Source organism: Variovorax paradoxus B4, from assembly GCF_000463015.1.
GTDB lineage: Bacteria > Pseudomonadota > Gammaproteobacteria > Burkholderiales > Burkholderiaceae_C > Variovorax > Variovorax paradoxus_E.
Genome location: NC_022247.1, coordinates 4,747,463 through 4,765,897 on the forward strand (window position 1 = coordinate 4,747,463; position 18,435 = coordinate 4,765,897).

The 18,435-nt window shown below is 66.0% G+C and carries 15 protein-coding genes and 3 tRNA genes; 9 read left to right on the forward strand and 9 right to left on the reverse strand.

Annotated elements, in window-relative coordinates:
• Positions 1-99: 99 nt before the first annotated feature.
• Positions 100-2,355 (forward strand): RelA/SpoT family protein, encoded by a 2,256-nt coding sequence (locus tag VAPA_RS22180; protein ID WP_021009012.1) that lies wholly within the window; start codon positions 100-102, stop codon positions 2,353-2,355.
• A 16-nt stretch (positions 2,356-2,371) separates the two neighbouring features.
• On the opposite strand, the gene greB is transcribed toward VAPA_RS22180, so the two are convergent.
• The 6 genes from greB to hrcA form a co-directional block, all read right to left on the reverse strand.
• On the reverse strand, positions 2,372-2,950 hold the full coding sequence (greB, locus tag VAPA_RS22185) for a transcription elongation factor GreB (protein WP_021009013.1): 579 nt from the start codon (positions 2,948-2,950) through the stop codon (positions 2,372-2,374).
• Positions 2,951-2,986: 36 nt separating this feature from the next.
• Positions 2,987-4,114: a hypothetical protein gene (locus tag VAPA_RS22190; RefSeq protein ID WP_021009014.1), complete on the reverse strand. Its 1,128-nt coding sequence runs from the start codon at positions 4,112-4,114 to the stop codon at positions 2,987-2,989.
• Positions 4,111-4,749, reverse strand: a complete 639-nt coding sequence (gene cysC / locus VAPA_RS22195) for an adenylyl-sulfate kinase (protein ID WP_230558912.1) — start codon at positions 4,747-4,749, stop codon at positions 4,111-4,113. Before cysC ends, VAPA_RS22190 begins: the two co-directional genes overlap by 4 nt.
• A gap of 242 nt (positions 4,750-4,991) precedes the next feature.
• Positions 4,992-5,068: transfer RNA gene (locus VAPA_RS22200), tRNA-Arg, on the reverse strand.
• A 64-nt stretch (positions 5,069-5,132) separates the two neighbouring features.
• Positions 5,133-5,209: transfer RNA gene (locus VAPA_RS22205), tRNA-Ile, on the reverse strand.
• Positions 5,210-5,241: 32 nt separating this feature from the next.
• Entirely contained in the window at positions 5,242-6,252 is a 1,011-nt protein-coding gene (hrcA, locus tag VAPA_RS22210) for a heat-inducible transcriptional repressor HrcA (RefSeq protein WP_021009016.1), read from the reverse strand.
• A 28-nt stretch (positions 6,253-6,280) separates the two neighbouring features.
• On the opposite strand from hrcA, the gene VAPA_RS22215 reads away from it, so the two are divergent.
• Genes VAPA_RS22215 through rapZ form a run of 3 tightly spaced genes read left to right on the forward strand, consistent with a single transcriptional unit; the run spans position 6,281 to position 9,748 of the window.
• A complete protein-coding gene (locus VAPA_RS22215) occupies positions 6,281-7,192 on the forward strand; it encodes an NAD kinase (protein ID WP_021009017.1) in 912 nt (303 codons plus the stop codon).
• Position 7,193: 1 nt separating this feature from the next.
• Positions 7,194-8,873, forward strand: a complete 1,680-nt coding sequence (recN, locus tag VAPA_RS22220) for a DNA repair protein RecN (RefSeq protein ID WP_021009018.1) — start codon at positions 7,194-7,196, stop codon at positions 8,871-8,873.
• The gene (gene rapZ, locus VAPA_RS22225; protein WP_021009019.1) at positions 8,873-9,748 is read left to right on the forward strand and encodes an RNase adapter RapZ; all 876 of its coding nucleotides are present in this window, start codon (positions 8,873-8,875) and stop codon (positions 9,746-9,748) included. Before recN ends, rapZ begins: the two co-directional genes overlap by 1 nt.
• Positions 9,749-9,763: 15 nt before the next feature.
• On the opposite strand, the gene mutY is transcribed toward rapZ, so the two are convergent.
• From mutY to mutM, 3 genes are all read right to left on the reverse strand, one after another.
• The gene (gene mutY / locus VAPA_RS22230; RefSeq protein ID WP_021009020.1) at positions 9,764-10,828 is read right to left on the reverse strand and encodes an A/G-specific adenine glycosylase; all 1,065 of its coding nucleotides are present in this window, start codon (positions 10,826-10,828) and stop codon (positions 9,764-9,766) included.
• 7 nt (positions 10,829-10,835) lie between these two features.
• Complete coding sequence (locus VAPA_RS22235; protein ID WP_021009021.1) at positions 10,836-12,800, reverse strand: dynamin family protein; 1,965 nt, start codon at positions 12,798-12,800, stop codon at positions 10,836-10,838.
• 89 nt (positions 12,801-12,889) lie between these two features.
• Positions 12,890-13,702: a bifunctional DNA-formamidopyrimidine glycosylase/DNA-(apurinic or apyrimidinic site) lyase gene (gene mutM / locus VAPA_RS22240; RefSeq protein ID WP_021009022.1), complete on the reverse strand. Its 813-nt coding sequence runs from the start codon at positions 13,700-13,702 to the stop codon at positions 12,890-12,892.
• A gap of 71 nt (positions 13,703-13,773) precedes the next feature.
• Here mutM and VAPA_RS22245 point away from each other — a divergent pair, with 71 nt between their 5' ends.
• The 5 genes from VAPA_RS22245 to VAPA_RS22265 all read left to right on the forward strand — a co-directional run bounded on the left by VAPA_RS22245 (position 13,774) and on the right by VAPA_RS22265 (position 18,372).
• On the forward strand, positions 13,774-15,618 hold the full coding sequence (locus VAPA_RS22245) for a tetratricopeptide repeat protein (RefSeq protein ID WP_021009023.1): 1,845 nt from the start codon (positions 13,774-13,776) through the stop codon (positions 15,616-15,618).
• 143 nt (positions 15,619-15,761) lie between these two features.
• A complete protein-coding gene (locus VAPA_RS22250; protein ID WP_230558914.1) occupies positions 15,762-16,139 on the forward strand; it encodes a lipoprotein insertase outer membrane protein LolB in 378 nt (125 codons plus the stop codon).
• Positions 16,136-17,026: a 4-(cytidine 5'-diphospho)-2-C-methyl-D-erythritol kinase gene (ispE, locus tag VAPA_RS22255; protein WP_021009025.1), complete on the forward strand. Its 891-nt coding sequence runs from the start codon at positions 16,136-16,138 to the stop codon at positions 17,024-17,026. Before VAPA_RS22250 ends, ispE begins: the two co-directional genes overlap by 4 nt.
• Before the next feature lie 66 nt (positions 17,027-17,092).
• A tRNA-Gln gene (locus tag VAPA_RS22260) sits at positions 17,093-17,169 on the forward strand.
• A 231-nt stretch (positions 17,170-17,400) separates the two neighbouring features.
• Positions 17,401-18,372: a ribose-phosphate pyrophosphokinase gene (locus VAPA_RS22265; RefSeq protein ID WP_021009026.1), complete on the forward strand. Its 972-nt coding sequence runs from the start codon at positions 17,401-17,403 to the stop codon at positions 18,370-18,372.
• Positions 18,373-18,435 lie beyond the last annotated feature (63 nt).

The following is an 18,435-nucleotide window of genomic DNA, read 5'->3' on the forward strand; positions in this document are numbered from 1 at the left end:
CTTTGCTCTGACGCAGCCCTGCAACGAAAAGGCACCGCAAAGCGGTGCTTTTTTTACGTCTGGACGCGTCCATACAGCGGTCACGCTAAAGTGGTAGCCATGAGCGCGGTTGCCAAACATCAGTCCCATGCCCCCACGGGCACGCCCAAGCCGAGTCCGGCGGCGCTGAATGCGGCTGCCGCGAGCTTTGCCGCGCTGACCGCCAGGCTCGACTACCTGAGCCCCGAAGACACCGAGCTGGTCCGCCGCGCCTACCGCTTCGCCGACGAAGCCCACCTGGGCCAGCTGCGCAACAGCGGCGAGCCGTACATCACCCACCCCATTGCCGTGGCGGCGCAATGCGCCGAATGGAAGCTCGATGCCCAGGCGCTGATGGCCGCCCTGCTGCACGATGCCATCGAGGATTGCGGCGTCACCAAGCCCGAACTGATCGAGCGCTTCGGCGCGCCGGTGGCCGAGTTGGTCGACGGGCTCACCAAGCTGGACAAGCTGCAGTTCAATACCCGCGAGGAAAACCAGGCCGAGTCGTTCCGCAAGATGCTGTTGGCCATGGCGCGCGATGTGCGCGTGATCCTGGTCAAGCTGGCCGACCGCACGCACAACATGCGCACGCTCGACGATGCGCCGCGCGAGAAATGGGCGCGGATCTCGCGCGAAACGCTCGAGATCTATGCGCCCATCGCGCATCGGCTCGGACTGAACCAGACGTACCGCGAATTGCAGGAACTGTCGTTCCGGCATCTGAAACCCTGGCGCTATGCCACCCTGTCCAAGGCCGTGGCCAAGGCGCGCGGTCGCCGCCGCGACCTGATCCAGAAGGTGCAGCGCGAGGTCGAGACCGCCTTTGCCAACGCCAACATGACGCTGCGCATCGCGGGACGCGAGAAAACGCTCTATTCGATCTACCGCAAGATGGAGGAAAAGCACCTGAGCTTCGCCCAGGTGACCGACATCTACGGCTTTCGCCTGATCGTGCCGAACGTGATTGCCTGCTACACCGGCCTGGGCATCCTGCACCAGATGTACAAGCCGCTGCCGGGCAAGTTCAAGGACCACATCGCCATCGCCAAGCTCAACGGCTACCAGTCGCTACACACCACCCTGGTGGGCCCGGCCGGCGTGAACGTGGAGTTCCAGCTGCGCACCGAAGCCATGCACGTGGTGGCCGAATCCGGCGTTGCGGCGCACTGGCTCTACAAGGCCGCCGAGCCGAACGCGGCCAGCAACGACAGGCTCGGCACCAAGTGGCTGCAGTCGCTGCTCGACATCCAGGACGAAACCCGCGATGCCGCCGAGTTCTGGGACCACGTCAAGGTCGACCTGTTTCCGGATGCGGTCTACGTCTTCACGCCGAAGAGCCAGATCCTGGCGCTGCCGCGTGGCGCCACGGTGGTCGACTTCGCCTACGCCATCCACAGCAACATCGGCGACCACACCTCCGCAGCACGCATCAATGGCGACCAGGTGCCGCTGCGCACGGAGCTCAAGAATGGAGACGTGGTCGAGGTCATTACCGCGCCCGTGTCCACGCCCAATCCCGCATGGCTCGGTTTCGTGCGAACCGGCCGGGCGCGCTCCAAGATCCGCCACTACCTGAAGACCCTGGCCCATGCCGAATCCGAAGGCCTGGGCGAAAAGCTGCTGGCTCAGGCACTGCGCGCCGAAGGCCTCAGCAAGTTGCCGGCCGAAGACGCCGAGCACCAGGCGCTGTGGGAAAAGCTGCTGCGTTTCACGGGCAACCGCACGCGTGCCGAACTGCTGACCGACATCGGCCTGGGCAAGCGGATTGCCAGCATCGTGGCAAAGCGGCTGGTGGCCATGCTGTCCGAACTCGGCGAGCGCCCGGATGCACTGCTGCTGAGCCGCGAGCGCTTCATCTCGCACGAGACCATTTCCCAGGGCGCCGTCACGCTGGACGGCAGCGAGAACTCGTCGGTCCGCTTTGCGCTGTGCTGCCGGCCGATTCCGGGCGACGAGATCGTCGGCTACCTTGGGCACGGCGAAGGCCTGGTCGTGCATACCGAGTCCTGCGGCGTTGGCCAGCGGCTGCGCCACAAGGACAGCGAGCGCTTTTTCGCGGTCGAATGGGCGGACGAACCGACCCGCACCTTCGAAACCGGCGTGGTCATCACGGTGCGCAACGACAAGGGCGTGCTGGCACGCGTGGCCGCGACCCTGGCGGACGCCGAGGCCGACATCACGCATGTCGAAATGGCCGACGAGACGCCGCAGGATTCGACCGACCTGCGCTTCGTGATTGCAGTGCGCGACCGAAGCCACCTCGACAGCGTGTTGCGCGCCGCGCGGCGCACGGCCTCGGTGCTGACTGCCGCGAGAACGGTTCCCGCACCCTGACCGAAGGGCAGGAAAGCTAACGGGCCGCGCTCGCGCCTGGCGCCGGATAGCTGACGGACAGCAGTTCCACTTCATGCGCACCGCCCGGCGTCACGAGCTTCACCACATCGCCTTCGCGCGACTTGAGCAGCGCGCGGGCGATCGGAGAAATCCAGCTGACCTGTGATTGGGCACTGTCCGCCTCGTCGATGCCCAGGATCGTCACGCTGCGCTCGTCGCCCGTTTCGTCCACATAGCGCACCGTCGCGCCAAAAAACACCTGGTCGCTGCCGTGATGGACCGAGGGATCGGTCACTTCGGCAATTTCGAGCCGCTTGGTGAGAAAGCGGATGCGCCGATCGATTTCCCGCAGCCGCTTCTTGCCGTAGAGGTAGTCGCCGTTCTCGGAGCGATCGCCATTCTTGGCGGCCCAGTGCACGGCTTCGACCACCTTCGGCCGCTCTTCATCCATCAGTTGAAGCAACTCGTCGCGCAGCCGGGCATAGCCGGCCGGCGTCATGTAGTTCTTGCTGCCGCTCGGCAGCGCGGGGGCGGTGCTTTCGCCGCCGTCGTCGTCACCGTCGGTATCGGTTTCCTTGGTGAATGCTTTGCTCAACTTAGAACCTCTGGTCTCAAGGAAGGGAGTGCCTGCTCATCGTACCTTCAGCATCCGCGACAGGGCGCGCAGCGGCGCGGTCACTCGCCATGAGTTCGACGCCTTCACGGCGATACATTGCGCTTCCAGATGCGAGGCGCGCAATCCGAGGCGCTCCAGATCCTGAGCGAGAGCGGCCTGGCTGCGCCGGGATTCGGCCAATTCATGTCGGCGCGCATCACCTTCGGCGATTGCCTCGCTCAATTGATGCTGGCATGCCGCACGGCCGGCGATCGCCCCGTCCAGTTCGCGCAGGCACGCCGCACGGGCAGCAATCGCCTCGTCCAACTCACGCTGGCGCTCAGCGCGGCCAGCAGTCGCCTCGTCGAGTTTCCGCTGGAGAACGGCACGCTCGGACACGGCCTTGTCCAGTTCACGCTTGATCGCCACGCGATCCAGGGTGGCCTGAGAAGGAAATTCGATGCCCGGCGTCTGCGCGGCTGGCTCTTGCGGGCGCAGGGCCGCGGTGCTGGCGGCCAGTTCCCTGCCCACCCGGACCTTCGCCGGCACCGCGGTCTCCCGGTGGGCCGACAGTGCCCGCTCCCTGTCGACCTTCCCGCCGATCACCGGATGCAACTTTTCATAGAGGTAGCCGGGATCCTCGACGAGGCGCGGGAAGTCGAGCATCACCAGCGGCACGTCGTGCCTGACCAGCGTATGCATCAATTCATGAAAGCCCAGCGCAAGAAGGCGCGCTTCGTCGATCGGATTGAGCGAATAGACGACGCCGCCCGGTGTCGTTCCCCAGGACTCCCAAAGCCGGCAGTCATCCGGCAGCCCTTCCATGGCATACCGCGCGCGCAACTCGTTGACCACGCGGCTGGTGGAGGCCTCCACGATGCTGCGCATGGGGAAGATCACCGCATCGAGCACGATGGACGGATCCGCGAGCAAGCGTGTGGCGTATGCGTGCAGCCAGGGCGACTTGATGACATACGGCAGGTTGGGGTTGTCGAACGGCAGATCCTCGAGGCCTGCGTTGGCATCGTCGTTGTAGGTGTTCGCTGCCGGATGCCGTGCAAGATGCGTGTCCAGCCCGCAAGCCGCCAGATACTGAACGAGGAAGGTCGTGCCGGCGCGTCCCGTGCCGGCAATCATCAAGTGGTTTTTTCTTGCAGGCGTCATTCGTGCAGCGTACGGGTTGGCGCCGACCCGTCCAGCGAAGCCATGATCTGCTCGACCGCGGCAGAGACATCGCAGCTGGAAGTGTCGACTGTGAGAGCGGGGTTTTCCGGGGCTTCGAAGATGTCGGACACGCCGGTAAAGCGCGCAATCTCGCCCTGCCGCGCTCGCACGTACATCCCCTTGGGATCGCGCCGCTCGCAGACTTCCAAGGGCGCATGCACAAAGACCTCGTGGTACGAAGGGCCGACGATCGAGCGCGCGAGATCCCTGAGCGCCTGCAGCGGTGAAACGACGGCAACGATTGCCACGATGCCCTGCTCGTTCAACAGCCGCGCGATATGGGCAATACGGCGGATGTTCTCGTGGCGGTCCTCCGCGCTGAAACCGAGCCCGCGGTTCAGCCCCTTGCGGACCTCGTCTCCATCCAACCTCACGGCACCCACGCCCTTGGCCCGCAGCAAGGGCTGCAAGGCGGCGGCGATGGTGGACTTTCCCGCGCCGGACAGCCCTGTGAGCCATATGACGGGAGGCGGCCGCGGTGTTGTCGAAGCAGGACGATCGTCTGGATTCTGCAACTGTTCTGGCATCGAAAAACAGATCTGCCCGGGCGTGGCGATCCAAGAGAGATGGCTCACCCGGTGTGAAGGAAGACGAAGGTTCTCAAGCGGCCCGTTTTCTTCCGGCTCCTCCGATGAACATCAAGAATGCCTCAACAACATCCGAAGGTCGAGAGCGTCTGGCACAGAACCGATCGCATCGCACCGAGCCCCGGAACGGGGACATTGCCCGTGATCTCGTTGAACGGAAAAAGATCCCGCAGAGAGCCGCGCAAAAAGAAAAAGGGTTAGGACACGTAATGTCCTAACCCTTCAAAGAGTGGTGCGGCTGGCAGGAATTGAACCCACGACCCCTTGGTTCGTAGCCAAGTACTCTATCCAACTGAGCTACAGCCGCACAGCTATCGATTATAGCATCCATTTTTGGTCCCTGGCGAACCAGGCTCAGAAATGAATGCAAGTGGTAGGCCGTGATGGGCTTGAACCATCGACCAACGGATTATGAGTCCGCTGCTCTAACCAACTGAGCTAACGGCCCACGAGAGGCCACGATTCTATTCGCGGCGTTGCCTACTTGCGGTGGCTCAGCGCATTGCTGACCAGCCGCGAGGTGATGTCCACGATCTGGATCATGCGCTCGTAGGGCATGCGGGTCGGCCCGATCACGCCGAGCGTGCCCACCACCTGGCCGTCGACTTCGTAGTTGGCACTGACGATGGAGAGCTCCTCGAACGGCACCACCTGGCTCTCGCCGCCGATGAAGATGCGCACGCCCTCGGCCTTGCTCGACACGTCGAGCAGCCGCATCAGCTGCGCCTTCTGTTCGAAAAGCTCGAAGGCACGGCGCAACTGTCCCATGTCGCTCGAAAAATCGGTGACGGAGAGCAGGTTGCGCTCGCCGGAAATCACGACGTCGTCTTCCTGCGCCTCGGTGAGCACCTCGGAACTGACGTTGACCGCGGCCTGCATCAGCGCGGCAATTTCGCCGCGCAGTTTTTCGACTTCGGACTGGAGACGGTCGCGCACCTGCTCGATAGTCAGGCCCGCGTAGTGGGCATTGATGTAGTTCGATGCTTCCACCAACTGGGACTGCGTGTAGTCGGCCTCCGGAAAGATCACCCGGTTCTGCACGTCGCCATCGGGCGAGACGATGATCACCAGCAGACGCCGGTCCGAAAGGCGCAGGAACTCGATCTGCTTGAAGACGGAAGCCCGCCGCGGCGCCATGACCACGCCGACGAACTGCGACAGGTTGGACAGCAGGTTGGCCGCGTTGGCAATCACCTTCTGCGGCTGGTCAGGGGGAAGATGGCTCGGCGCATTCATGTGCTCGCGCTGGGCGGTGAGCATGGTGTCGACGAACAGCCGGTAGCCGCGGGCGGTGGGAATGCGTCCGGCCGAGGTGTGCGGGCTGGCAATCAGCCCCAGCGACTCGAGGTCGGACATGACGTTGCGGATGGTCGCGGGAGACAGGTCCAGACCCGGGGCGCGCGACAAAGTCCGCGACCCGACCGGCTGGCCTTCGGCGATATAACGCTCTACCAGCGTCTTGAGGAGCAACTTGGCACGGTCGTCCAGCATTGCAAGATTTTAGTGTTGTAATTTGTAGATGACTTCCCGCTTTCGTCACGTCGCGCTGATCGGCAAATACCAGGCTTCAGGCGCCCGGGCGCAGGCCGATGCCCGCGACGGCGTGATGGAAGATATCGGTGCCTTCCTGGAATCGCAAGGCTGCGAGGTATTCGTCGAAAAATCGGCGGCCGAGGAAGCCGATGCACACGCCAGCGTCGGCGGCCGCTACCAGCCGCTGAGCGTCGAGGAAATCGGCCAGCGCTGCGATCTCGGCCTGGTGGTGGGAGGCGACGGAACCATGCTGGGCATCGGCCGGCAGCTTGCCTGCTACGGGATTCCGCTGATCGGCATCAACCGCGGCCGGCTCGGATTCATCACCGACATCCCGCTCGACAACTACCAGGCCACGTTGATCCCGATGCTGGCCGGGGAATACGAAGAAGACCACCGCAGCCTCATGCATGCGCACGTCATGCGCGACGGTGCATCGGTCTTCGATGCGCTGGCAATGAACGACGTGGTGGTCAACCGCGGCGCCACCTCGGGCATGGTCGAGCTGCGCGTTTCCGTGGGCCGGCATTTCGTGGCCAACCAGCGCGCCGACGGCCTGATCATCGCTTCGCCTACCGGTTCGACGGCCTATGCGCTCTCGGCCGGCGGGCCGCTGATGCACCCCGCGGTGCCTGGCTGGGTGCTGGTGCCTATTGCGCCGCACACGCTGTCGAACCGCCCCGTGCTCCTGCCCGATGCCGACGAGATCGTGATCGAACTGGTGGCGGGGCGCGACGCCAGCGCCAATTTCGACATGCAGTCGTTGGCGTCGCTCGCGATCGGCGATCGCGTGGTGGTGCGCCGCTCCGACTTCCGCGTGCGCTTTCTGCACCCCCGAGGCTGGAGCTATTTCGACACGCTGCGCAAGAAACTTCACTGGAACGAAGGAGGCTCCTGAAATGGCGCTGCGACGCATCGCATTGCGCGACTTCGTGATCGTGCGATCACTCGAACTCGACCTGTCGGCAGGCTTCACGGTATTGACCGGCGAGACCGGCGCGGGCAAATCGATATTGATCGATGCGCTTCAACTGGCGCTCGGCAACCGGGCCGACGCGGGCGCCGTGCGCGAAGGCGCCGAACGGCTCGACGTCAGCGCCGAATTCGATGCCGACCCGGCGCTTGCAGCCTGGCTCGACGAGGGCGGGTTCGAAAACGGCGACGCCCTGCTGCTGCGCCGCACCGTCGACCTGCAAGGCCGCAGCCGTGGCTGGATCAACGGCAGCCCGGCCACCGCCACCCAGCTGCGCGAACTCGGCGACCGCCTGCTCGACATCCACGGCCAGCATGCCTGGCAAAGCCTGACGCGACCCGAGGCCGTGCGAGGCCTGCTCGACGCCTATGCCGGTGTGCGCACCGATGCGCTGGACGCAGCCTGGCAGGGCTGGCGCCAGGCGCTTTCCGCGCTCGACCACGCGCGCTCGGCACAGGACTCGCTGCTGCGCGAACGCGAGCGGCTGCAATGGCAGATCGCCGAAGTCATGAAGCTGGCACCGGCCGAAGGCGAATGGGAAGAGCTTTCGACCAACCACGCCCGCGTCTCCAATGCGCAGGCACTGATCGACGCGGCGCAGGGCGCAAGCCAGGCGCTCGAAGACGACGACAACGGCGCGCTCGCCGCGCTGTCGCGCGCCGTCACCCTGCTGCAGAACTGCGAGCACATCGAGCCCGAATTCCGCGCCCTCGGCGAAGTGCTGGCCTCCAGCGTCGCGCAGGCGTCCGATGCCGCCCACACGCTGCACGGCTACCTGCGGGACGCCGAGGCGGATCCGCAGCGCCTGGCCGAGCTGGACGAGCGCATGGGCCTGTGGATGTCGCTCGCGCGCCGCTACAAGCGCACGCCGGACGACCTGCCGGCACTCCTGGCCGGCTGGCAGGCCGAACTGGAGGCGCTCGACGCGCAGAGCGATCTCGCAGGCCTCGAGCGCACCGAGCAAGGCGCGCAGCAGGCCTACCTGAAAGAAGCCAAGGCGCTCGCCAAGGCGCGCAAGCTGGCCGCCCCGCGTCTGGCCGAGGCGGTCACGCAGGCGATGCAGGGGCTTGGCATGCAGGGCGGACGCTTCGAGGTCGAGTTGCAGCCGCTGGCGCAGCCGGGCCGTGCCGGGCTTGAAGACGTTGCCTTTCTCGTGAGCGGCCATCCCGGAAGCACGCCGCGCCCCATCGGCAAGGTGGCTTCGGGCGGCGAACTCTCGCGCATCGCCCTGGCCATTGCGGTCACCACCAGCCAGCTCGGTGCCGCGCAGACGCTGATCTTCGACGAGGTCGATGCCGGCGTCGGCGGCGCCGTTGCCGAGACCGTGGGACGCCTCATGAAGCAGCTCGGGCGCGATCGCCAGGTGCTGGCGGTCACCCATCTGCCGCAGGTTGCCGCCTGCGCCGACCACCACCTGGTGGTGGCCAAGCGCCAAACGACAACCATCGGCCAGGACGGCCCGCGCACCGAAAGCGGCGTCTCGCGGCTCGACGACGACACCCGTGCCCGCGAAATCGCCCGCATGCTCGGCGGCGAGAAGCTTTCGCAGACCTCGCTGGCGCATGCCCGCGAAATGCTGGGCCACAAGACTTCGGCGGCGTTGTGATGGACCTCGACCTGGTGCTCATCACCGGCATGTCGGGCTCGGGCAAGTCGGTGGCGCTGCATGCGCTGGAAGACGCCGGCTACTACTGCGTCGACAACCTGCCGCCCGAACTGCTGACGGCTTTCATCGCGCTGCAGCACGAGCAGCAGGCCACGCGCGTCGCCATTGCCATGGACGTGCGCAGCGGCGTGTCGCTGCCGATCGTTCCGCAGCAGCTCGAGGCCTTGCGGCAGGACGGCGTTTCGCTGCGCTCGCTTTTCCTCGAAGCGACCACCGACGCATTGCTGCGGCGCTATTCGGAAACCCGCCGGCGCCATCCGCTATCGCGCCAGGAGGGACGCAACGATGCGCCCGAACAGGAGCGCGTGCTGGTGCAGGCCATCGAACTCGAGCGCGAGCTGCTGGCCGACCTGCGCGACGGCGCCGACGTGATCGACACCAGCCTCATACGGCCGGCCCAGCTGCAGAGCTACATCAAGGCGCTGATCTCCGCGCCGCAGAGCGCATTGACGCTGGTGTTCGAATCCTTCGCCTTCAAGCGCGGCGTGCCGCTGGACGCCGACTACGTGTTCGACGTGCGCATGCTGCCCAATCCGCACTACGTGCCCGCGCTGCGGCCGCTCACGGGCCGCGATGCGCAGGTGGTCGAATGGCTGCGCGAACACGACGACGTCGCGCGCATGTACGACGACATCGAGCAGTTCCTCTCGCGCTGGCTCGACGCCCTGGCGCGGGACCATCGCAGCTATGTGACCGTGGCCATCGGCTGCACGGGCGGCCAGCACCGCTCGGTGTTCCTGGTCGAGCAACTCGCGCGGGCGTTCGGAACCCGCTGGGTCGCCCTCAAGCGCCACCGCGAACTCGACGCGGGCTGAGTCCGCCCCTCCCGGCTAGCCCGCGCTACTGCTCTCCAGCAGCTTGCGCATCGGTGCCGGCAACCCCAGGCGGCCCCACTCTTCGGCATCCACCCAGCGCGCGGCATCGCCCTGCGGCTGGCTGCCTTGGAGCATCACCGGGTGAAGGTGCAGGTCCTTGTGGGTCAGCACATGCACGAAGGGCGGCAGATCCTGTGCGTCGGCCAGCGCCGCCGGCGGCAGCGCGGCCAGCAGGTCTTCGCGGCTCTCGAACACGGGCAGGCAGTAGAGCCCGGCCCAGATGCCCTTTGCCGGCCGTTTTTCCAGCCAGACACGGCCTTGCGCGTCGCGCGCGAGCAGCGCCCAGAGCGACTGCGCGCTGCGCTTCAGCTTGCGGGTCTTGACGGGATAGCGTTCCGGCTGGCCCTCGCGCAGCCCCACGCATGTCTTGTCCAGCGGACAGATCATGCAGCTCGGCTTGCGCGGCAGGCAGACCGTGGCGCCCAGGTCCATCACTCCTTGCGTGTAGCTCGCGATGGCTTCTTTCTGCTCGGCCGGCGGAAGCAGCTGCGTGGCCCGGTCCCACAGCGCGCGCTCCTGTGCCGACGAGGACATGTCGCCGCCAAAGCCGAGGACGCGCGTCAGCACGCGCTTGACGTTGCCGTCGAGAATTGCGACCCGCTCTCCGAAGCAGAAGGCCGCGATCGCCGCGGAGGTGGAACGGCCGATGCCGGGCAAAGTCTCGAGCTCGGCGGCCGTGCGCGGAAATTCGCCGCCGAAACGTGCCACCACCTCCTGCGCACAACGGTGCATGTTGCGGGCGCGGCTGTAGTAGCCGAGGCCGCTCCAGAGGCCGAAAACCTCGTCCTCGGTGCCGTCGGCCAAGGCCCGCACGGTCGGAAAGCGTTCGAGAAAGCGCGCAAAGTACCCGAGCACGGTCGAAACCTGGGTCTGCTGGAGCATGACCTCCGACAGCCACACGCGATAGGGATCCCGCGTGTTCTGCCACGGCAGCTCGCTGCGTCCGTGGCTGCGCTGCCAGGCCACGATGCGCCCGGCGAAATCGGCCGGCGCCTGCGACTCCACGGCCGCAGCCGGCACCGGACGATCAGGCCGCCGCACGCAGCTCGCCGACGGCGGCAGCGGCTGCCGGCCTCCCCTGTTGCGCGATGGCCGAGGTGAATTCATGGAGCCGAAGGTACAGCTCGGCCAGGCTGCTCTCTTGCTGGGCAAGTTCGAGCAGGCGTTCGTCGAGGTTGCCGGCCGCATTCTGGATGCGCTCGATCGCCTCGATGCGCTTGCTGAAATTGCGGCGGCGCTCCTTCAGCTGGGCATCGATCTGGGCGCTCGCGCCCTTGCTCCAGCGCTCGACCTCGGTCATTGCGGCTTCGTTGACCAGCCGCAGGCGGCTCGCGAGCGCCCGCACCAGCTTGTCGCAGAAGTCCGCCTGCGCCAGCTTCAGCAGATTGCCGACACCCAGGTAGTGAATGTGGCTGCGCTCGATCTGGCTGAGCTCCTGCTCGAAGCTCGTCAGGTCAGGCTCGGCGGGCGCCTGAAGGGTAAAGCCCTGCTCCGCGTTGAGCTGGCGGAAAGTGGCGTGCAGCATCGACTGGATCTCGGCCGTCGTCGCCTGCACTTCGCGCAAGTTGTTGCGCAGCGAGTCGAAGGTTTCGCCGTACACCTTGCGCACGTTGAACTTGACGCCCGGGCGCTTGAGTGCAGCCGAAAGCCGCACCATGTCTTCCTTGAGCGCGGTGCGGCCGAGCACGGCGTACACCTCGCGCAGCAGCTTGCCCTGCACGGAACGCAGCGCGAGGATGCGCGTGTTGCTGCCCTCGAATTCGGTCTGCTCCTGGTCGATGCGCGCGCGCATGTGGCGAATGACCGACACGTTCTTGCCGCGCAATCCCTGCAGCTCGAGCGCCTGCTCCGACAGGTCGCGCTGGCGGACCTTCAGGATGCGCTCGGCCTCGGTCCGCAATGCCACCATGCCGGCGTCCACCGCGAGCCGCAGCATGGTTTCGCGCTTGCCCAGCACGCCTTCCGCGAGCAGCGCTTCGAAAGCCGGCAGCCGGCTGGCGTCGAGCAGCCGCGCATCGCGCTGGATCTTTGCCTGCAGGCCCTTCTGCGCCGAAACCGGCAGCACCTGCGCCAGCGGAACCTCGAGGAACTTGGCCGCGACCTCGCGCTGGCGTTCGATCTGAAGCTCGATCTGCGCCGGCGTGCTCAGCGAGTCCCACATGGTGTCGATCTTGTTGAGCACCACGAAGCGCGTGTCGCTGCCTTCACTCTCGGTGACCAGGTGCTCGCGCCAGATGGACAGATCGGAACGCGTCACGCCGGTTTCGGCGCCCAGGATGAAGACGACAGCGTGCGCCTGCGGGATCAGGCTCACCGTGAGCTCGGGCTCGGCGCCGATGGCGTTCAGGCCCGGGGTATCGAGAATCACCAGCCCCTGCTCCAGCAACGGATGCGGCATGTTCAGGATGGCATGGCGCCAGCGCGGAATCTCGACCCGGCCTTCGGCGTCCTGCACGGGATTGTCGTCCGGCGTCTCTTCGTTCCAGAAGCCCAGCGCGTGCGCCTCGTCCTTGCTGACCCAGCGCACTTCGGCCACCTTGCTCATGGCCTGAGCCAATTGGTCGGCATTGCCCACATCGATCGCGATTTCGGTCCAACGCGTGGCCTTTTCGCGCCAATGCGTGAGCGAGTGGGGCTCCAGGCGGGTTTCGATCGGCAGCAGCCGCAGCTTCGGCGATACCGCGGCGTCGTAGCCCAGCTCGGTCGGGCACATCGTGGTGCGCCCGGCGCTGGCCGGCATGATGCGCCGCCCGTAGGCCGCGAAGAAGATCGCGTTGATGAGCTCCGACTTGCCGCGCGAGAACTCCGCCACGAAGGCCACCATGACCTTGCTGGTACGAATCTGCAGCTCGAGGCCGCGCAGGCGCTCGGCCACCGCCTGGTCGAGCAGCTCGTTCTCGGTCAGCCAGCGGGACAGCCACTGGAGGCGGTGCGCGAAATTGCTTCGCCAGGCACCGTGCTGATCGAGTTGTTGATTGAAAGAGCGGCTCAAGGGGAATATGTAAGAAATAACTTACAAATATAGCATTGCAAACTGGAGCACAACCGATTGCAGGATATTCGAACGCGGAGACTACGACACTATTTTTGACAATTCGGGCAATAGTAAGTGGAACGCTGCCCTTGGCGCAGTTGCCGGATCGGCGTTGCGCAGACCCGACAGGGTTCGCCAGCCCGGCCGTAGACCGTGGCTTCGAGCTGGAAATAGCCGTTCTGCCCGTCCACGTTGGAAAAGTCGCGCAGCGTGCTGCCGCCCTTCTCGACCGCCCTTGCAAGGATTTCGCGCACGGCCGCATGAAGCCTGGCCGCCCTCGGCCGGCTGATGCGCGCGGCCGAAAGCGTGGGTCGGATGCCCGCCTGGAACAGCGCCTCCGACGCGTAGATGTTTCCCACCCCCACCACCACGTCGCCCGCGAGCAGCACCTGCTTCACCGCCGTCCGGCGCTTGCGAAGGCCGGCGTGAAACGCATCCAGATCGAAGGCATCGCCCAGCGGCTCCATCCCCAGGCCGCCGAGCAGCTTGACGGCCCACGGCGCGGCCTCGTCCTCCACGTAGACCACGGCGCCGAAGCGGCGCGGATCGTTCAGCCGCAGCGTACCGAGTTCGGTCACGAGATCGAAATGATCGTGAACGCCCGGCGGGGGAAGCAACGCATCGAAGCGCAGGCTGCCCGACATGCCCAGGTGCAGCAGCAGCAGGCCGCGATCGAGGTCGATCAGCAGGTACTTTCCGCGCCGCCGCACCTGCAGCACCCGGCGACCGACCAGCGTCTCGGGCGCGACCATCAGCGCCCACCGCAACGGTTTGCCGATGCGAACCGCATCGATGCGTGCACCGGCAATGCGTTCGGCAAAACCGCGCCGCGTCACTTCGACTTCGGGAAGCTCAGGCATGAAATAAAAACTCCGGGCTGAGACGAAGCCCCACACGATGCTCGCTCAAAAGCTTGGATTATTATGGTTCGATGATTCCATCGCTCCGCCGACACCGCCTTGCGGCGGCCGCGTCTCTCATGTTGCTGGCTTGTGCCGCTCAGGCGCAAACCTCCGATCCCGCCGCGCCCAAGAGCCCGGCACCCATCATCGAACGGCCGGCGCCATCCCGGCCGGGCACGAGGCCGGCAACGGTGCCGGCGGCCGCCGCGAAGCCGGCCAGCGAACCGGACGCGCGGCCCTCGGCGCTCACCTCCGAGCTGTTCTACGAAATCCTGATGGGCGAGATGACCGCGCGCTCCGGCGACCCCGGATCGGGCTATGCGCTGGTGCTCGACGCGGCCCGGCGGCTGCGCGACGGCAAGCTGTTCCAGCGCGCGGTCGAGATCGCCCTGCAGTCGCGCTCCGGCGACGCAGCGCTCGCGGCCTCCCGCGCATGGCAGGAGACGCTGCCCAACTCGCGCGATGCTCGGCGCATCGAGCTGCAGATACTGATTGCGCTCAACCGCATTGGCGAAACGGTCGAGCCGCTGCGGGCCGAAATCGCCGCCACGCCGCAGATCGAAAAGCCGATGCTGATGGCGGTGATCACGCGCAACTACTCGCGCGCCTCCGACAAGAAGCAGGCCGCCTCGGTGGTCGAGCAGGCATTGGTCGACGAGCTCAAGAGCCCGGCGACCGGCGCACTGGCCTGGGCCACGGTCGGCCGCATGCGCCTGAACGCCGGCGACACCTCCGGCGCCCTGGACGCCGCATTCAAGGGCCAGCAGATCGACCCCGCTTCCGACGCGCCGGCCGCACTGGCGCTCGAGATGATCGACCCCGGCCAGCCGCTCGCGGAACCGATCGTCACGCGCTACCTGGCCAACAACCCCAAGGCGCCGCCCGACCTGCGCATCGCCTACGCGCGCGTGCTGGTCGAAAACCGCCGCTATGCGGATTCCACCGCGCAACTGCAGGCGCTCACCGCGGCGCGGCCCGAACTGGCCGAGCCCTGGCTGCTGCTCGGCAGCCTGCAGGCGCAGGCCCGGCAGGACGCGGCGGCCGAAACATCGCTCAAGCGCTACATCGACCTGTCGGCCAACCAGAAAGACCCGGACGATCGCCAGCGCGGCACCACGCAGGCGTATCTCGTTCTTTCGCAACTGGCGGAGCGCCGCAAGGACTTCACGGCCGCGGAGCGCTGGCTCGCACGCGTCGACAGCACCGACGACCTCGTCGTTGCGCAGACGCGCCGCGCAGGTCTCCTGGCGCGCCAGGGCAAGCTGCCCCAGGCGCGTGAACTCGTGCGCGGCCTGCCCGAGCGCACGCCCGAAGACAAGAAGCAGAAATTCCTCGCCGAAGTGCAGCTGCTGCGCGACGCCAAGCAATACCAGGCGGCCTACGACATGCTGACGCAGGCTTCCGCCGCCGCCCCGAACGACAGCGACCTGGTCTATGACCAGGCGATGGTGGCCGAAAAGCTCAACCGCCTCGACGAAATGGAGCGGCTCCTGCGCAGGCTGATCGAACTCAAGCCCGAGAACCAGAACGCGTACAACGCGCTCGGCTACTCCTTCGCCGATCGCAAGATCCGCCTCGACGAGGCGCGAACGCTGATCCAGAAAGCCGTGCAGCTGGCCCCCGAAGATCCCTTCATTGCGGACAGCCTGGGCTGGGTGGAATTCCGGCTGGGCAACACGACCGAGGCCATCCGCATCCTCGAGGCGGCCTACAAGACCCGGCCCGATCCGGAAATCGGCGCGCATTTCGGTGAAGTGCTCTGGGCAACCGGCCAGAAGGACCGCGCGGTCACGATCTGGAAGGAAGCCCTTCTGAGCGACGCCGAGAACGAGACCTTGCAGGAAACGCTCAAGCGCCTGCGGGTCAAGCCGTGAACATGCTCGCCTCCGGGCATGCCGGCGGCAGCCGCCGCGCCCTTCTGGTTGCGGGCGGGGCTGCTCTTCTCTCGATCGCGGGCTGCGCCCAATTGACGGGAGGATCCTCCGCGCCAAGGAGTTCGGACAGCTGGAGCGGCCGCATGTCGCTGCGCATCGACAGCCAGCCGGTGCAGACCTTCTCCGCACTGTTCGAACTGCGTGGTTCCCCCGAGGCGGGCGAGCTCTCGCTCACGAGCCCGATCGGCAGCACTCTGGCCCAGTTGCACTGGGCGCCCGGCGAGGCCCTGCTCAAGAATGGCAGCGATATCCGGCGCTTCGACTCGGTCGACGCATTGATCGAGGCCGCCACCGGTGCCGCCATACCCGTCGGCGCGCTCTTCGGCTGGCTCGCGGGCCGCAACGAACGCGTGCCCGGCTGGCGTCCCGATCTGGCGCAGGTCGCGAACGGCCGCCTGCAGGCCACCCGCGAAACTCCCGGCCCCACGGCGGACCTGCGCATCGTCTTCGAGCGGTCATGAAGGCGATCTACGACCTTCCAGCACCGGCCAAGCTCAACCTCTTCCTGCACATCACCGGCCGGCGCGAAGACGGCTACCACCTGCTGCAGTCGGTCTTCATGCTGATCGACTGGTGCGACACGCTCCACGTCGAGCTGCGTAGCGACGGCCAGCTCAGCCGCGAAGACCTGACGACCGAACTGCCGCCCGACGATCTCGTGCTGCGCGCGGCGCGGGCGCTCCAGGCGCATGCGGCGCCCGGCCAGGGCGCCCACATCGGCATTGCCAAGCAGGTGCCGGCGCAGGCCGGCATGGGCGGAGGCTCTTCGGATGCCGCCACATGCCTGCTGGCCCTGAACCGCCTGTGGAACCTGAACCTGCCGCTGTCGCGCCTGGCTGACATCGGCGTGAAACTGGGCGCCGACGTGCCGTTCTTCCTTGGCGGGCGCAATGCCTGGGTTGAGGGAATCGGCGAGAAAATCAGGCCCGTGGACATCCCGCCCGCACGGTTCGTGGTGGCCAAGCCACCCCAGGGACTCGATACCCGGCTAATTTTTTCTGCGCCCGACCTTCAACGCGCCACTCCTGTTGCTATAATCTCGGGCTTTGCTGCAGATAGCGAACAGCTTGAAGCTCCAAACCCCGAAAGCAGCGCTTTCAAGGTTTTCGACTTCGGCCACAACGACCTGCAGCCGGTTGCCCAGCGGCTTTGCCCCGCGGTCACCGACGCCATCGAATGGCTCGGTGCCCAAGGATTGAAAGCCCGGATGACCGGCTCCGGAAGTTCGGTTTTCGCGAAAATGCCGCAAGAGCCGCAGGAAGCGCAACTGGCCGAAGCCCCCAAGGGCTGGCAGGTTCGCCAATGCAGCAACCTGGCCGTTCATCCACTTTGGGGATGGGCGACCTGAAGATAATCGGATCGTTATGGGTCCGATGCGACATATCGGTTTGTGGCGAAAGCCATCGACCCGTGTAGGGGAGTCGCCAAGCTGGTTAAGGCACTGGATTTTGATTCCAGCATGCAAAGGTTCGAATCCTTTCTCCCCTGCCAAATCTTCAGGCTGCGGTCTAACCGCCCGCAGCGCTTCAGGCTGCGGTCTAACCGCCCGCAGCGCTTCAGGCTGCGGTCTAACTGCCCGCAGCGTTTTTCAAACTGCGGCCCAACGGCCGCAGTGCTTCTTTTGCAGCCTGCCCGCTGCAATAATCGGTGGCCCATGGGTCGCCACGATTCAAACTCTTTGGCGGCTTCCTAAAAGCCAATTCGCACTGCCGGGACGCGCTCATGCAGGCTAATCACCCTGATTTCATGGTTTTCACCGGCAACGCCAATCCTGGCCTGGCCGCAGAAATCGCGCACAACCTCGGTACCTCGCTGGGTGCCGCGCGCGTTGGACGCTTCTCCGACGGCGAAGTCACCGTCGAGATCAACCAGAACGTCCGGGCGCGCGACGTGTTCGTGGTGCAGTCGACCTGCGCTCCGACCAACGAAAACCTGATGGAGCTGCTCATCATGGTCGACGCGCTCAAGCGCGCTTCGGCCGAGCGGATCAGCGCGGTGATTCCCTACTACGGCTATGCCCGCCAGGACCGCCGCCCGCGTTCGAGCCGCGTGCCGATCTCGGCCAAGGTGGTGGCCAACCTGCTGGAAACCGTGGGCGTCGAGCGCGTGCTCACGATGGACCTTCACGCCGACCAGATCCAGGGCTTCTTCGACATTCCGGTCGACAACATCTATGCGTCGCCGGTGCTGCTGGGCGATCTGCGCCAGAAGAACTACGAAGACCTGATCGTGGTCTCGCCCGACGTCGGCGGCGTGGTGCGCGCCCGTGCGCTGGCCAAGCAGCTGAACTGCGACCTCGCCATCATCGACAAGCGCCGCCCGAAGGCCAACGTGAGCGAGGTCATGAACGTGATCGGCGAAATCGACGGCCGCAACTGCGTGATCATGGACGACATGATCGACACCGCGGGCACGCTGGTGAAGGCGGCCGAAGTGCTCAAGGAGCGCGGTGCGAAAAGCGTCTACGCCTATTGCACGCACCCGATCTTCTCGGGCCCGGCCATCGAGCGCATCACCCACTCCGCGCTCGACGAAGTGGTCGTGACCAACACCATTCCCCTTTCCGACAGCGCCCTGGCGTGTGGAAAGGTTCGCCAGCTCTCCGTGGCACCGCTGATCGCCGAGACGATCCAGCGCATTGCCAAGGGCGAGTCGGTCATGAGTTTGTTCTCGGACCAGGACAACCTGTTCTGATCTGGGCAAAAAGCGGGCGCCACCTTCCTCTTTCGGAATGGCGCCCTTGTTGAACCGGAGTCG